Annotated in this window: 14 protein-coding genes and 1 pseudogene; 7 read left to right on the forward strand and 8 right to left on the reverse strand. The window is 69.9% G+C overall.

All coding sequences use genetic code 11. From position 1 onward, the window contains the following. Positions 1 to 696: 696 nt before the first annotated feature. Entirely contained in the window at positions 697 to 861 is a 165-nt protein-coding gene (locus tag ACTWPW_RS59255) for a hypothetical protein (RefSeq protein WP_375118652.1), read from the reverse strand. 100 nt (positions 862 to 961) lie between these two features. On the opposite strand from ACTWPW_RS59255, the gene ACTWPW_RS59260 reads away from it, so the two are divergent. Beyond that, positions 962 to 1810 carry a glycosyltransferase family 2 protein gene (locus tag ACTWPW_RS59260; protein WP_443174266.1) on the forward strand — a complete coding sequence of 283 codons (849 nt, stop codon included), beginning with the start codon at positions 962 to 964 and terminating at the stop codon, positions 1808 to 1810. Between the two features lie 186 nt (positions 1811 to 1996). Here the strand turns inward: ACTWPW_RS59260 and ACTWPW_RS59265 are convergent, their stop codons facing one another. The 3 genes from ACTWPW_RS59265 to ACTWPW_RS59275 all read right to left on the reverse strand — a co-directional run bounded on the left by ACTWPW_RS59265 (position 1997) and on the right by ACTWPW_RS59275 (position 4916). Continuing rightward, positions 1997 to 2587, reverse strand: coding sequence for an RICIN domain-containing protein (locus tag ACTWPW_RS59265; RefSeq protein WP_443174255.1), 591 nt, complete (start codon positions 2585 to 2587; stop codon positions 1997 to 1999). Between the two features lie 518 nt (positions 2588 to 3105). Beyond that, the gene (locus ACTWPW_RS59270) at positions 3106 to 4263 is read right to left on the reverse strand and encodes a sensor histidine kinase (protein ID WP_443174256.1); all 1158 of its coding nucleotides are present in this window, start codon (positions 4261 to 4263) and stop codon (positions 3106 to 3108) included. Continuing rightward, positions 4254 to 4916: a response regulator transcription factor gene (locus ACTWPW_RS59275; protein ID WP_443174257.1), complete on the reverse strand. Its 663-nt coding sequence runs from the start codon at positions 4914 to 4916 to the stop codon at positions 4254 to 4256. The genes ACTWPW_RS59270 and ACTWPW_RS59275 overlap by 10 nt, the downstream gene beginning before the upstream one ends. 115 nt (positions 4917 to 5031) lie before the next feature. Between ACTWPW_RS59275 and ACTWPW_RS59280 the strand changes: the two genes are divergently transcribed. From ACTWPW_RS59280 to ACTWPW_RS59290, 3 genes are all read left to right on the forward strand, one after another. Beyond that, entirely contained in the window at positions 5032 to 6132 is a 1101-nt protein-coding gene (locus tag ACTWPW_RS59280) for a serine hydrolase domain-containing protein (protein WP_443174258.1), read from the forward strand. Positions 6133 to 6192: 60 nt separating this feature from the next. Continuing rightward, positions 6193 to 6486 carry a hypothetical protein gene (locus ACTWPW_RS59285; protein ID WP_443174259.1) on the forward strand — a complete coding sequence of 98 codons (294 nt, stop codon included), beginning with the start codon at positions 6193 to 6195 and terminating at the stop codon, positions 6484 to 6486. 144 nt (positions 6487 to 6630) lie between these two features. Then, entirely contained in the window at positions 6631 to 7221 is a 591-nt protein-coding gene (locus tag ACTWPW_RS59290; protein ID WP_375118658.1) for a cyanamide hydratase, read from the forward strand. A 358-nt stretch (positions 7222 to 7579) separates the two neighbouring features. Here ACTWPW_RS59290 and ACTWPW_RS59295 read toward each other — a convergent pair. Together ACTWPW_RS59295 and ACTWPW_RS59300 are read right to left on the reverse strand one after the other, a co-directional pair. Further along, positions 7580 to 7687 (reverse strand): annotated as a pseudogene (locus ACTWPW_RS59295) (CGNR zinc finger domain-containing protein); the annotation flags it as partial. An 84-nt stretch (positions 7688 to 7771) separates the two neighbouring features. After that, positions 7772 to 7951: a hypothetical protein gene (locus ACTWPW_RS59300; protein WP_443174260.1), complete on the reverse strand. Its 180-nt coding sequence runs from the start codon at positions 7949 to 7951 to the stop codon at positions 7772 to 7774. A 113-nt stretch (positions 7952 to 8064) separates the two neighbouring features. Between ACTWPW_RS59300 and ACTWPW_RS59305 the strand changes: the two genes are divergently transcribed. The 3 genes from ACTWPW_RS59305 (at position 8065) to ACTWPW_RS59315 (ending at position 13248) form a co-directional block, all read left to right on the forward strand. Beyond that, positions 8065 to 9819 carry an MOSC domain-containing protein gene (locus ACTWPW_RS59305; protein WP_443174261.1) on the forward strand — a complete coding sequence of 585 codons (1755 nt, stop codon included), beginning with the start codon at positions 8065 to 8067 and terminating at the stop codon, positions 9817 to 9819. Positions 9820 to 10064: 245 nt separating this feature from the next. Beyond that, positions 10065 to 12836, forward strand: a complete 2772-nt coding sequence (locus ACTWPW_RS59310) for a helix-turn-helix transcriptional regulator (protein WP_443174262.1) — start codon at positions 10065 to 10067, stop codon at positions 12834 to 12836. 79 nt (positions 12837 to 12915) lie between these two features. Continuing rightward, positions 12916 to 13248: a transposase gene (locus ACTWPW_RS59315; RefSeq protein WP_443174263.1), complete on the forward strand. Its 333-nt coding sequence runs from the start codon at positions 12916 to 12918 to the stop codon at positions 13246 to 13248. Positions 13249 to 13328: 80 nt separating this feature from the next. Here ACTWPW_RS59315 and ACTWPW_RS59320 read toward each other — a convergent pair whose 3' ends face one another. Together ACTWPW_RS59320 and ACTWPW_RS59325 are read right to left on the reverse strand one after the other, a co-directional pair. Then, on the reverse strand, positions 13329 to 14162 hold the full coding sequence (locus ACTWPW_RS59320; RefSeq protein ID WP_443174264.1) for a hypothetical protein: 834 nt from the start codon (positions 14160 to 14162) through the stop codon (positions 13329 to 13331). A gap of 289 nt (positions 14163 to 14451) precedes the next feature. Then, complete coding sequence (locus ACTWPW_RS59325) at positions 14452 to 14742, reverse strand: hypothetical protein (protein ID WP_443174265.1); 291 nt, start codon at positions 14740 to 14742, stop codon at positions 14452 to 14454. Positions 14743 to 15111 lie beyond the last annotated feature (369 nt).

The following is a 15111-nucleotide window of genomic DNA, read 5'->3' on the forward strand; positions in this document are numbered from 1 at the left end:
AGATGGTGCCTTCCGCGATGTCGGAGAAGCCCCGATCCCGCAGCCACGCCGTGATCTCGTAGCCGTACGCGGGCCGGCCGGCCAGGAACGCCAGGACGATGCCCTCCAGCGTCCCCTTGAGCATCTCGGTCAGCTGCCTGCCCACGGAACACCCCCTCAGCTACTTAATGCTGCTGACTACCGGTACAAAGTAACACTAACTACTGGTACCTAGCAACACCGAATAGGTGGGTCGAGATCCGGGACCTTGAGCGTGTGCCGGGGCCTGAGCGACCGGATCCAGGCGGTCATCCGCGCCTACGGGTCCGCGCGCTGTTTCGGCCGTGCAGAGCTGGACGTGCGAGGACGCACGCCGTAGCGAAGTGGGGGACCGGGCGCAGATGGCAGGCGGTGCCGCCGGGGGCCAGGCCGGCCAGGACGAGCCCGCCGAGGTTGGCGGCGGCCGGTGCTCAGGCTGGGCGCAAGAGCTGGTAGGTCAGCGTGTACAGCAGGCAGCCGAGCGCTCCGGTCGCGACCGGGGACGACGACGCCATGCGGGGGCGGGCGAGTTGCGCGTCGGCTCGGGCCGGGTGACCGCCACGCGATGCGGACCCGGGAGTCGGCGTCCTCGATCCAGTCGATGGGCACCTCGTGCACGCGCAGCCCGTTGTGCTCGGCGAGCAGCAGCAACCCGGTGTCGGGTGCACCCCGGCCAGCTCACCGGCCAAACCCGCGGCAGGGGGAACCCGCCCAGATGGGCGACCAGCGTCCGGATGCAGCCCCCAGGGCGCGCTCCTCGTCGAGCGCCGGGATGACGATGTCCACACCGGCCTGACCGGCTGCGGCGTCGGCGATGACGGACCCGGCCCGCGGCTCCGCCATGTCGCCGATGTCTCCTTGATGTCGCGGGGCGTCACATGCCGATCGTCGACATGGGCCGTTCCAGGCGGAAGCGCTGGTTGGCGTTGTTCCAGCAGCGGAACTGCACGATGGGCGCCCTGTCGTTCAGGGTCGCGCCGCTCACGTCCAGGCACTTGCCGTTAACCCGTGGACCAACTGGCTGACCCGTCGCTTCGCCGCCGAGTACGCCGCCCACTTCAGCCTCGTGCTGCGCGGACTCGACCGCTACCGGCTGCCGATCCCGCTCGGCGGCACCTCCAACCACTTCCGCGCCGACGCGCGGCTGGCCCTGGGCGGCTGGGACACCTACAACGTCACGGAAGACGCCGACCTGGGCATCCGCATCGCCCGCCGTGGCTGGGACGTACGCATGATGGTCTCGGTGACCGAAGAGGAGGCCAACAGCCGCCTGGGCAACTGGATCCGGCAGCGCAGCCGCTGGATCAAAGGCTATCTCCAGACCTGGCTCGTCCACACGCGCCACCCGCTGCGGCTGTGGCGGGAACTGGGCACCAGACGGACCCTCGCCTTCCACCTCACCATGGGCCTGCCCACGCTGATCACCCTGGCGAACCCGTTCTTCTGGGCGCTGACGCTCCTCTACCTGTGCACCGGCACCCGCCATGTGCAGGCACTCTTCCCGCCCGCCTCGCTCTACTGCGGCGCCGCCGCCATGGTCATCGGCAACTTCCTGATGATCTACTGCATGATGGCCGGCTGCCTGGAACGCCGCCTCTTCTCCGCGGTCCGCGCGATGTTGTCCATCCCTCTTTACTGGGCGTTGATGAGCGTGGCCGCCTACAAGGCGCTCTTCCAGCTCCTCCGGCCCGGCCGACGCCACTACTGGGAGCTCACGGAGCATGGCCTCGTCGACGTCCCCGGTGCCGCCGCCCTGAAGGAGGACGGGGACCGGGAACCCGCGCTGGGCTGAGCACACGCGGTCATGCACCTCTGCGGAGCAGCCAGGCGCTCACTGAGACCGCCGTCAACCCGTCTACGACGAGCCCGCGTTCGTCGTCAGGAACAGTCGAGCTGCTCGCCGTGCGGGCGGCGTGGTCGTAGCCGATCGGTGAGACCGACCACCAGGGAAACCGGCACGAGACAAGCAAATACGGCGCTACGACTCGAAAGCCCAATCTTGATTGATGCGGTTCCAGGCATCGGTATCTCCAATGCAGTCCCACATCTGCAAGGGGGCGCCAACCCGAGGCGGTGCGGGTGCGGATGGGTTTGCGGCATCGAGACACTTGCCGCTTTGGCGGCCTTCCAGGAGCCTGGTGTTGGGGTCATTGCCGCCGAACCAATCTATCTGGAACGCCTGCGGCCTGAAGAGCTGATTGGGGCCTCCATGGCACTGCCAGAGAATCACCCTGGCCCCGTTGTTGGTGCCGAAGCCCGAAACATCCAGGCAGTAGTCCGCGAACCACACGACCTCGCTCCATCCGCCTTCCTTGTAGCGAAAGTAGAATTTGGTGTTGCTGTTACGCTGCCCCAGCAGCACAGGCGTGCCGTTGACGCATGCGGGGTTGTCAGGGATATAGCAGCTCGCGGGTATTGATATGTCTGCGGGCAGGCCGGACAGCCTGTTGGTGATGTAGGTTGAGGGGCCATCGCGATGCATGCTCGCGAAAGCCGGAGACGTGTCTGCGAAGAACAGAAGTGATGCGCCGAGCGCATTAAGGAAGATCGTGAATTGTCTTCTCAACATCGCGTCCCCCCGAAAGGTTCTTGCGAGCAGAGGCAGAACACCAAGCCGCGCTTGATATCAGTCGACGACTTCCAAGAAGCCTATCGGAACCGCTCCTGGCGAAGGCCAATGGCATGGCCAGGATCTCACCAAGTCCACAAGCCACCGCCCGGCGCACTCTGCGCAGAGGACATCACATTTCCTCGTACGGGGGTCCGGCAACCCCTCAGGGCTCGACTCCCGACGCCAAAGCGGAGGAGGCCCTGGCCCGCGTGTACACCTTGGGCTTCACCGGCCAGCTCGCGGGCGAAGACGTCCAGAACCCGCTGGCCGGCGATGCGCGGGGGATAGTCGGGCTCCTCCTTCGTCGATCGAACAGCGGGTGAACACGGGAACCGTCTCGGTCTTGCCCGATCACCGCGCCGCCCCGGTGGGGTGACCGGACTGGGTCCACCTTCGGCCGAGCGGGCCCAGTTCTGCCTGTGTCGGCTCTGCGGGGAAGCCTCCGCCCTGCAGACTCGGGCTCACGCCTGCGTGTCTCACTGGGCGATGCTTCCAACGGGGAGATCGACGGTGATGTCGAGGCCGCCCCCGCTGCGGGCGGTGACCGCGATGTGTCCTTGGTGGGCGAGGGTGACCGCGCGGACGATCGTCAGCCCCAACCCCAGGCCCTCGGTGCGGACGCGAGTGCCTTGCCCGTGCACGAACGGTTCCAGCAGCGTCTCCGCCTGCTCGGGCGCGATCTCCTGGCCGCTGTTGGAGATCCGCAGGACGGCGCGCCCATCCGCCGTGCCTGTGTCGAGTGACAGGTGGCCGGCCGCCCGGTTGTAGCGCAGGGCGTTGTCGACGAGGTTGCCGATCATCCGTTCCAGCAGGATGGGTTCACCGGTGACCGGTGCCGGCCGGAGCCGGGATCGTACCGTGACGTCGGCCGCTGCCGCCCGCGTCTGGACGGCGTCGAGAACGTCGGCCGCGATGACGGCCAGGTCACCTGGTTCCCGCGCGCCGAGCCCCGCCTGGCTGCGGGCCAGCAGCAGCAGCCCGTCCAGGACGCGCTGCATGTGCTCGACCGCGTCGCGGACGTCGCCGGCCATCGCCAGCAGGCCGGCCGGGCTGGGGTCTCCGTCCAGGGTGACGTCGATGGCGGTGCGAGCGGTGGTCAGCGGGGTACGCAGCTCGTGGGCGGCGTTGGCGGTGAACAGCCGCTGGCCGTCCAGGACCCGGTCGCGTTCGGCGACGCCGTGCTGGATGCGGTCCAGCATGTCGTTGACCGTGCTCGCCAGCGCCGACAGCTCGTCAGCGGGGGTGGTGACCGGTACCCGCGCGGTGAGGTTCTCGGCCGACAACCGCCGGGCGGCGACGGAGATCGCGCGGATCGGCCGCAGCACCCGGCCGGCCACCAGCCAGCTCAGCGCGGCGGCCAAGGCGGTCACCACGACGAGCGCCAGACCGGCCTGGGGCAGCAGCGCGGACAGGGTGTCGGCCTGCACCCGGTCGGCGAGATCGTGCAGGTCCTGCGGCTGCGGCGGCATCAGCTGGAGGGTGCCCTGTGGGTCTTGGCCGGCCGGATCCAGGTGGGTGACGAGGGCGGGGCGCCGCTTCATCAGCAGGTAGGTGAGCCCGGTCAGCGCGATCCCGGCGGCGAGCACCGCGGCGGTCTGCAGCAGGGCGAGCCGGGCGCGGGCCGTCAGCCGCACGGGCCGATCCGGTAGCCGGCGCCGATGACGGTCTCGATCAGCGGCGGGTCGCCGAGCTTGCGGCGCAGCGTGCCGACGGTGATCCGGACCGCGTTGGTGAACGGGTCGGCGTGCTCGTCCCATACCCGCTCCAGGAGCGTCTCCGCGCTCACCACGTCACCGCCGGCGGCCAGCAGTTGCTCCAGCACGCCGAACTCCTTGGGCGTCAGGCGCAGCAGCCGGCCGTCCCGCTCGGCGCTGCGCCGGGCCGGATCCAGCATCACGTCGCCGGCCCGCAGCACCGGCGGGCGGGCCGGCGCGCTGCGCCGTACCAGGGCGTGCACCCGGGCGACCAGCTCGGAGAAGGCGAACGGCTTGCCCAGGTAGTCGTCGGCGCCCAGCATCAGCCCGCCCACCCGGTCCTGTACGGCGTCGGACGCGGTCAGCATCAGCACCCGCGACTCGCCCCGCTGGGCGAGCCGGCGGCACACCGTATCGCCGTGCACGACGGGCAGGTCCCGGTCCAGGACCACCACCTCGTACGGGGTGAGCTCGCACTTGTCCAGCGCGCTCCGGCCGTCCAGGGCGACGTCGACGGTGAAGCCGTGCCTGCGCAGCCCGGCCTGGATGTACCTGGCCAGGGGCTGCTCGTCTTCGACCAGGAGCACACGCATCCGGGAAGTATCGCAACGTCCGCATATGGACCACATATGGTCCGCCGATCGCCCGCCGATAGGCGCCGGCCGGTAGATGTGATCACCCTCGAACTCCCGTAGAGAGGATCACACGATGAGCCGTGCACGAACGGCCGGCACGACCGGGCTCGCCTTCACCCTGCTGGCCTTGAGCCTCCACGCACCCGCACCCGCACCCGCACTCGCAACCGCAGCCGGCCAGGCCCGGCTGGGAGACGTCCAGCAGGCGATGGAGAGCGTGGCGAGGACCGCGGGCGTGGTGGGTGCCGTCGGTGAGGTGTACGTCGACGGCAAGCGCGTGGGCCGGGGCACGGCGGGCTCACGCCTGCTCGGCGGAAAGGGCGGGCGCATCCCCTCGGACTCCCGCTACCGCATCGCCTCCCAGACCAAGCTGATGGAAGCCGCGATCGTGCTGCAACTGGTCGGGGAGGGCAAACTCAAGCTGGAGGACAAGCTCAGCAGCCTCCTGCCCGAGATGGCCGAACACGACTACGTGCACCGGGCCGACGAGATCACCGTGCAGCAGTTGCTCCGCCACACCTCGGGCATCCCCGACTCGCTCGGCGGGAAGTTCGACGTCTTCGACTTCACCACCTCCTACAAGCCGATCGACCTGGTCAAAGCCGCACGTACCGCCCCCCAGGGGGAGCCGGGAAAGTATCTCTACTCCACCACCAACTACATCCTCCTCGGCATGATCATCGAGAGGGTGACCGGCCACGACCGGGCCGCCGAGTTCGAGCGGCGCCTGTTCGGCCCGCTCGGCATGAAGCACACCTATCTGGCCACCAAGGTCTCCGACCGGATCAAGGGCCCGCACGGGCATGGCTACTATCCCGACGCCAAGGGCAGGCCGCGCGACGTCGACCGGCTCAACGCCACCACCTATGGCGCCGAAGGAGCGATCTCCACCGCGCACGACGTCAGCGCCTTCTACCGCGCGCTCAACCAGGGCGAGCTGGTGCCGCCGGACCTGCAGAAGCAGATGCCGCGGCCCTTCCCCGAGCTGTGCGGCGGCACGGTCTCCTCGGCCTCGGGCGGCCTGCCCGGCGTCAGCTCTGTCACCTTTTCCTCGACCGACGGCCGGACCCACTTCGCGATGGCCGCCACCCTGAAGATCGACAACGAGAAGGCCATGGCCGTCGGCGACGCCATGAAGAAGGCCGCCGAAGCGGTGCTCTGCCCCGGCCCGTGACCGGGGTCATCCGCCATTCACTTCGACTCACTTCGACTGACTTCGACGAGGAGAGTTTCCATGAGACGACGAATCCTGGACGCGCTGGTCACGGCACCGTTCGCGCTCGCCCTGCTGCTGACCGGTTGCGGCACCGGCGACAAGGCCGCGGCCGGCGCTTCCCCGAGCGCGGACTCCCGGGAGAAGGCGCTGAAGCTCGCCCAGTGCATGCGTGACAACGGTGTCGAGGCTTATCCCGACCCGGAGGACGGCAGGATGCTCATCACCCAGGAGGCCGGCGAGGACCCCGACTTCAAGGCCGCCGAAGAGAAGTGCCAGAAGGAGTCGGCCGCCGCCGGCCCGGGTGGTTCTTGACGGGTATGGCCACCATCGACGGCAAGGCGGACCCGGAGGCACGGTCACGTGGTTGGCCGCTCAGCTCGGCGATCTTTCCAGGGCGCTCACGACACGCGCCCTGGACCGGAGGCCGGGGCCGGGGGCGTACGGGAGACTGAGCTCATGTTCCCGGAGACTCCCGCTGCCACGGCGGCGCTGTCGGTGGCCAGGCGTTTCTGCTCACCGGCGCTGCTCAACCACTGCGTCCGGTCCTACCTTTGGGGAGCGATGTACGGCGCGGCGCACCGCATCGCCTACGACGACGAGTTGTACTACGTCTCGGCGCTGCTCCACGACATCGGACTGACGGAGGCGTTCGACAGCCACGCAGTGCCGTTCGAGGAGGCGGGAGGCCAGTTGGCCTGGGTCTTCGGTACGGCGGCCGGCTGGCCGGCGGAGCGGGCCGCCAGGGCCGAGGAGATCATCGTGCTGCACATGCGCGAGGATGTGTCCGCGGCCGCCGACCCCGAGGCGCACCTGCTGCAGGTCGCCACGAGCTGGGAGACCGTCGGACGGCATGCCGAGCAGTTCCCGGCGGACGCACGAGCGGACATGCTTGCCCGCTATCCCCGGCTGGGATTCGCCGGGGACTTCCTGGCCTCCTTCGAGGACCAGGCGAGGCGCAAGCCGGCCAGTGCCGCCGCCGCCTCGGTCCGCAACGACCTTGCCGCACGCAGCGCCGCCAACCCCCTCGAAGACCTTTCACCCTCCTGACCAAGGCCGGCGTGGGATGTGAGGGGAGCCGACGGCTTCCAGACGGTCGTGGATCCGCAACAGAGGTCTGGGGAACCGCGTCAACGACAGATTCCGTGTCAGGTGCCGCCGCCGCTTGCAGGGTCCGCGACAGAGATGGAAAGGTCTTCTGCGAGAGCGGGCTTCTGACGGCCCTGCGTAGGGTTGCGGCCACATCAAAAATGGTCAAGATGTTGGTCAACTGTCGGGATGTCGCGTGCCCGGCGGGTACCAACGTTGGTCTATGTACGCAGGACTGTCGGCGGCGGCCGTCGACCACCGCTCCACCACCGTCCGCGGGTGGCGGTTGTGCTCCCGAGGGTCCACGCCGACCGGCGCGTCGCGTCATCCTGTTGCCGCAGACTGCCATCGAGCACCATCGGGCGGCATCGGCCTTGCTGCGGTCGATGAGGAACAGGCGGCATTCGTCGTTCGCGCAGGGGCGCAGCCGCCCCGGACTGTGCTTGGCGAGTTCGTCCCACGCGAGGACGGCTCGTACGGCGACTTCGCGTTCCGGTCGGACGCTGAGGGTTCAGGCGATGTGGCCGCCCTTGATTGCCGGTACGCGGGTCACGCCGTGCAACGCCGGGGCCAGCACGTCCGGGAGGTTGTCGCCGCGAACGACCGCTTGCGGCGCCTGCCGGACCTCCAGTACGTGCCGCAGCTTCGCCTCCGTGCCCAGGCCGTCGAGCCTGACCTGGTCGAAATGCACCTCGACGGCACCCGGCTGCGGCCGGAGCCCGGCCGCACCGTGATCCCGCACGGCGCCGACCGCGACCCCACCGGCAGCGAGCTGGATCTGGGCAGACTGCCATGACCGCGCCCGTGTCAGACAGGGGTCACCGGCCGCCGGTGCTGCTGTCGGTCAACGTCGGCATGCCGAAGAACGTGCCCTGGCAGGGCAAGACCGTCTACACCGGCGTGTGGAAGCATCCCGTGCACGGCCCCGTGATGGCCCGCCGGCTCAACCTCGACGGAGACGGCCAAGGCGACTTGCAAGGCCACGGCGGCGAGCAGCGAGCCGTGCTGGTCTACCAGATCGACTCCTACCGGTACTGGCAGCAGTACTTCCGACGCGACGACTTCGGCTACGGCCAGTTCGGCGAGAATCTCACCGTCGACGGCCTGCCCGACGACGAGGTGTGCATCGGCGACCGGTACCGCATCGGCCAGGCCGAGTTCGAGGTCACGCAGCCTCGGGTCACCTGCTACCGGGTCGGCCTGCGCATGGGCGAGCCCGAACTGCCCGCCCTGCTGGTCGGCCACCACCGTCCCGGTTTCTACATGCGGGTCATCCGCGAAGGCGCCATCCAGGCCGGCGACCAGATCATCAAGACCCGTACCGGACCCGGCGCGCTGACCGTGACCGACGCCGACGCGCTGCTCTACCTCCCCGGCCGCGACCCCGCCAAGCTCCGCCTCGCCACCCAGATCCCCGCCCTCAGCCCTGGCTGGCAGCAATCCTTCCGCGACCTGCTCCAAGCGGCCGACGCTGCCGCCGGCGCGCCCGAGCACGCCGAGCCGGCCTGGACCGGATTCCGCGCACTGAAGGTCGCCGAGGTCGTCCCGGAGAGCACGACCGTCTCCTCCGTCTACCTCGCCGCCGCGGACGGGACCCGCCTCCCGGCAACCCAGGCCGGCCAGTACCTGACGCTGCGGATCCCCGGCGCCGGCACGCCCGCCCCGGTACGCAGCTACTCCCTGTCCTCCGCGCCCGACGCCGACTGCTACCGGATCAGCGTCAAGCGTGAATCGCACGGCATCGCGAGCGGCTACCTGACCACCACGCTGCGGCCGGGCATGATCCTCGACGCCGCCGCGCCGCGCGGCGAGTTCGTCCTGGACGCCGGCACCGGCCCGGTCCTGCTGGTCTCCGCCGGCATCGGTCTCACACCGGTGCTGTCCATGCTGCACGAGCTCGCCGCTCGCCGCAGCGACCGAGAGGTGTGGTGGATCCACGGTGCCCGCCGGCCGCAAGAGCATCCATTGGCGGCCGAAGCGCACTCCCTGCTCGCATCCCTGCCGCGCGCCCACGAGCACATCTTCTACAGCGCCGCCACACCCGAGGAACGGCGTGCCAAGGACGCCGCTCCCGGGCGCCTCACCAGGGACAGGCTCCGCGCGCTGTCCATCCCGGCCACCGCGACCGCGTACGTCTGCGGGCCGCCCGCCTTCATGGCCGACATGACCGACGCCCTCACCACCGCCGGGATCGACCTGCCCCGCATCCACACCGAGGTGTTCGGAGCCCTGCCCCTCATCAACCCGGGCCTCACCAGGCAGCCTGAACGGGCGCCGCACCAGCCGCCCGGGCCGCCCGGAACCGGGCCGCAGGTGGCCTTCGCCCGCAGCGGCATCACCACCCGCTTCACCGCCGGCGGCCACAGCCTGCTCGAACTCGCCGAGGCCTGCGACATCCCCACCCGCTGGAGTTGCCGCACCGGCGTCTGCCACACCTGCATCACGCCCCTGCTGTCCGGCCAGGTCACCTACTCCCCGGATCCGCTGGAACCACCGGCCGACGGGCAGGTGCTCACGTGCTGCGCCCAGCCCGCCACCGACATCGTCGTGGACATGTGATGGAAGCGGCGAGCGGCTTGGCGATCGTTACATCCCAGGCGAGACCCAGTACACGAGTATTGGCACGGCACCGCCATCGGTGAGGTGTCCGTGGACGGCGAACGGGTGGCTCTTGCGGGCCGCACCTGCGTTTGCCGTAGCGATTATCATCTTGATCGCAAGAACGGCATCGCTTGCGGGTGCCCGATGGTCGCTGGCTTGACCACGCCGCCGGGGGGCCGGCGGCTGGATGGGGGCGAAAGGTCATGCCGACGTTGTCTGATCCGAGGCCGCCGCTGTTGAACCGGCAGCGAGAACGCGCGGTGCTCGATGGCCTGCTGGGGGACCTGCGGGATGGACGTGGGCGGGCGCTGGTGCTGCGCGGTGAGGCGGGGGTGGGCAAGTCGGCGCTGCTGGGGCATGTGGTGGAGGCGGCGGCCGATATACGCGTGGCGCGAGCGGCGGGGGTCGAGTCGGAGATGGAGCTGGCGTTCGCCGGCCTGCATCTGCTCTGCGCGCCGCTGCTGCACCGGCTCGAGCGCCTGCCCGGTCCGCAGCGTCATGCGCTGGAAGCCGCGTTCGGGCTACGGGAAGGGGGCGCGCCAGATCGGTTCCTGGTGGGTCTGGCGGTGCTGACCTTGCTGGCGGAGGCGGCGGAGGAACGCGCCCTTTTGTGCGTGGTCGATGATGCGCAGTGGCTGGACCGGTCGTCAGCGCAGGTGCTGGCGTTCGTGGCACGACGGCTGCTGGCCGAACCGGTGGGGCTGATCTTCGCCGTGCGCGAACCGGAAGAGCAACTCCAAGGCTTGGCCGATCTGGAGGTGCGCGGCCTGCCGGCGCAAGAATCCCTCACGCTGTTGCGCTCAGTGGTCCCCTTCCAGCTGGACGAACGGGTCAAGGATCGGATCCTGGCCGAGACGAACGGCAACCCGCTGGCGCTGCTGGAGTTACCGCGCGGGCTGAGCCCCATACAGCTGGCGGGCGGGTTCGGACTGGTCGAGGCACAGGCGCTCCCAGCGCGGATCGAGCAGGGCTTCCGGCGCCGGCTGGAGGCGCTGCCGGCCGAGACGCGGGCGCTGATGCTGGTGGCCGCAGCCGAGCCGACGGGTAACCCCGTACTGATCTGGCAGGCGGCCGGGCGGCTCGGAATCTCCGCCTCCGCCGCAGAGACCGCTCAGACCGACGGGCTCCTGCATATGGGAACGGGGGTGCGGTTCCGGCATCCGCTCGTACGGTCGGCGGTGTACTCGGCAGCGTCGCTACAGGAACGGCGGGCGACGCACCGGGCGCTGGCCGAGGAGACCGACCGCGACCATGACCCCGATCGGCGGGCCTGGCATCTGGCCGCGGCAGCCCCCGGACCCGACGAAGAGGTGGCCGCGGAACTGGAGCGATCGGCGGACCGTGCACAGGCCCGCGGCGGCATAGCCGCGGCGGCGGCGTTCCTGCAACGCGCGGCCGAGCTGACGAGCGACCCCGGACCACGATCCGAACGGGCCCTGACCGCCGCACAGGCGAATGTCTTGGCCGGCGCGTTCGACGCTGCGTCCGGCCTGCTCGCGATCGCGGCGGCAGGACCGCTGGACGAACTCCAGCAGGCCCGTGTCGACCTGGTGCACGGGCAGATCGCGTTCGCCTCCAGCATGGGGGGCGACGCTCCGCCGATACTGGCGAGGGCGGCCAAGCGACTGGAGTCGCTGGATCCCGCGCTCGCGCGGCAGACGTACCTGGAAGCCTGGTATGCCGCGTTGTTCGCCGGGCGGTTCGCGGGCACCGACGACCTGCACGAGATCTCCCGGGCCGCCCGATCGGCTTCGCCGCCCTCGGGCGCGAGCCGGCCGCCGGATCTGCTGCTGGACGCGCTGGCGGTCCTGGTCACCGAGGGACGCGCCGCGGCTGCGCCATTGCTGAGACGGTCGGCTTGGGTCTTCGCCGAAGGGGAGATCACCCTGGCGGAGCGCCTGCAATGGAGCCCGATGGCGGCCGTCGCCGCGTCGGCGCTGTGGGACGAGAAGTGCTGGTACGCGATGCAGTCCCGCGAGCTTCAGTACTGCCGTGAGGCGGGACTGCTCGGCCCGCTGGGGATCTGGGTGAACGCGATGGCCGTCTTGGAGACCTGGCGCGGTGATTTCGCGGAGGCCGCTTCGCTGGTCGCGGAGGCAGAGGCGATCGCGACTGCGACAGGGAGCCGCAGCTTCGCCACTGGGGTCGTGATGCTCGCCGCGTTCCGAGGGACCGAAGCCGAGGCCGCCCCGCTCATCGAGCGCGTGACCGTGGAGGCCCGGGCTTCCGGCCAGGGTGTGGGGGAACAATTCGCGCAGTGGGTGGGGGCCGTACTCAACAACGGGCTCGGCCGTTACGAAGAGGCCCTTGTCGCGGCGCAAGCCGCCCAAGCCGCCCCTGGGGCGCCTGAGATGCACGTCTCCATGTGGGCGCTTTCCGAGTTGGTCGAGGCGGCCAGCAGGACCGGGCAGACCCGGCAGGCCGCGGAGGCGCTCGACCGGCTGGCCGAGGCGACCGCCATCGGTGACGGTGGCTGGGGGCCGGGGCTCTACGCGCGGTCCCGGGCGCTGCTCAGCGGTGGCGAGGAGGCCGAGCGTTGGTATCGCGAAGCGGTGGACCGGCTGAGCAGCACCGGCATTCGCACCGAACTCGCCCGCGCGCACCTGCTCTACGGCGAGTGGTTGCGCCGCGAAGGCCGGCGGGCCGACGCCCGGACGCAACTGCGCACCGCGCACGACATGTTCAACGCGATCGGCATGGAGGCTTTCGCCGGGCGGGCCCACAACGAACTGCTGGCCACCGGCGAGACCGTACGCAAGCGCACCACCGACAAGGCGGACCAGCTCACCCCTCAGGAGGGCCAGATCGCCAGGCTGGCCCGGACGGGCCTGTCGAACGCAGAGATCGCCGCCCAGTTGTTCCTCAGCCCGCGCACCGTCGAATACCACCTGAGCAAGGTGTTCACCAAGCTCGGCATCGCCTCTCGCCACCAACTCCCGCAGGCGCTGCTCGACAACGGCCACGACCGGCCGTGAGCCGAGGCCATCCATGGGTCGCGGTGGCGAGCATCGGCGGAGACCTCCGGCCCGCGCACCGGCGGCAGCACCCCGGGACATGCCGTCTGCGACCTCTGGCAGGCCATCGCCGCACCCACGAGCGATCCAGGAAACCCGCGACGCCGCCCGCACCGAACAGACCACCCCCGCCTGGCATGACCGCTACGCCCTCCGGTGCGGCATCGAGGCCACCATCCACCAAGCCGTCACCGTCATCGTCACCGGCCTGCGCCGCGCCCGCTACCGCGGCATCAAGAAAGTCCACCCCGAACCCGTCGTCTCCGCGATCGTGGTCAACCTGATCCGCCTGGACGCCTGGTGGAACGGCCACCCTCTGCAGCGCAAACGCACCAGTCACGTGGCCCGACCCGGGCCAACCCTGACCACCTGAAACGAGTTGACCAGCAGAGTCCTGCACATACGCCGTCTGGGCACCCCCGCCGGGTCCCGGCTCCGGCCGGGAACTGCTGATCAGCTCCAGCCTCCGGGTACCTCGTAGGGCAGCTTCTCCCCGAGTTCCTCCCGGTCGATCACCTCCCCTTCGGCGGGCAGCAGCACGCCGGCCCGGCGGCCCCAGCTGTAGCGGGTGTCCGACTCGATGCGCATGGACTCGTCGTAGAAGGGCATGACTGCCTTGGCCTGCACCCGCTGTACCAGGCCGGTCGGGCCGAACCGGATGGTGTAGGAGATGGTCCCGACCCGGCCGCTCTTGGAGCGGAGGCCGAAGCGTGAGACGAAGGCCGGGGACGCCTTGACCAGCACGTCAGTGTTGATCTTCCCCGTCAGCACCCCGCCGCGGTAGGAACTGCGATGCGCCAGGAGGGTCTTCAGCGTGGCCGGCTCCAGGACCTCCAGCAGCCTGTCGCTGGTGGGCAGATCGGTGTGCCGGAAGCGCACCCACTTGATCCCCTCGGGCAACGCCTCGTCCACCAGGGGGCCCGAGACGTAGTCGTCGTAGCGCGATGAGATGATCCTGACCGGCTTCTGGTCCCGGGCCAGCCTCTCCTTGCTCTCCAGGTCCTCGGCGGCGTCGAGCAGCTTGTCGCTGCCGCGCATGGTCTGCGACAGGTCGGCGGCGATCTCGCCTTCGGGGCCGAAGCCGATGATGCCGTCCATGCGGTAGGCGATGAACAGCCCGCGCCCGTAGTCGTCCTTGGCGGTGGACACGACGTCGACAGCCCTGCCGCGCGTCAGCTCGGCCTGAAGCGCCTTTACCGGGTCGACCGCGGGAGCGGCGTACGCGGTGGCGGAGGTGAGCTGTAACAGGCCGATGGCCGCGGCGAGGCCGGCGGCGGTTCGCTTCATAGGGATTCCTCGGGACGCTCCGGGCGGACGCGAACAATCTGATGCACCAAAAATCTTCAGTCAAGCCCGGCGGCGATCCTGGCCAGCGAGTACGGCCTCGTCGCGCATGACACACGCACCATGCGAGGCCGGGCTGTAGCAGCAGATGGACATCCGGCACCGCACTGTTCACCCAGTACCGGTACTTCCGCGACGTGGGCCTGGGGCAGCTGCCGGACTCGTCGGTGATCCGGTCGTTTCGCGGACGGATGGGTGCCGGCGATCCGGCCGTGGCGGGCCGGCAAGTCGGCTAGACGAGCAGGCTCGCATCCACCACGACCACGGCGAGCTTGGTGAACACGACGATGCTCTGCGGCATTTCCTGGCCGCTCTCGGCCACTACCTCGACGTCGGCAACCCGCCCGGCCACGCCAGGGAACTCGCCTCCGTCGCCTGGTACCACGCCCTGCTCGGCCGGTACGCCGACGCCATCACCTACTGCGAACAGGCCATCGCACGCCTGGCCGAGCAGAACATGACGGCCGCCGAAACGTCGGCCTGGGACACCTTGGGCTACGTCCACCACCACTTCGGCGACCACAGCCAGGCGCCCCGCGACCTGGGACCGCAACCGCGTCGCCGTCACCTCCTGGCCGACCTGGTGTCAGATCAAGAAGCCCTGGGCCGCGCCGGCCGCCGCACGCCGCAAGGAAACCACCGACGAGACCCGCGCGGTCGCGCCAAGACCACGATCCACCGGCTGCTGTCGAGCCGCGACATCCCCCTACGAGAGCGGGCGCTGTGGCGGCTGCTCTGCGAAACGCCGTTGGATCCACCTTGGTCGGGTGGGGCTGCGGGCGCGTGTCAGCCCAGTGCTTTGCGCAGCAGCGCCGTCAACTGATCCTGTTCGTTGTGGGAGAGCCGTCCGACCGCCGTGCGGGCGAAGGTGAAGGCTGTTGCGAACCGGTGG

It is taken from the genome of Nonomuraea sp. KM90 (assembly GCF_052246675.1).
In the GTDB taxonomy this organism is placed as follows: Bacteria; Actinomycetota; Actinomycetes; order Streptosporangiales; family Streptosporangiaceae; genus Nonomuraea.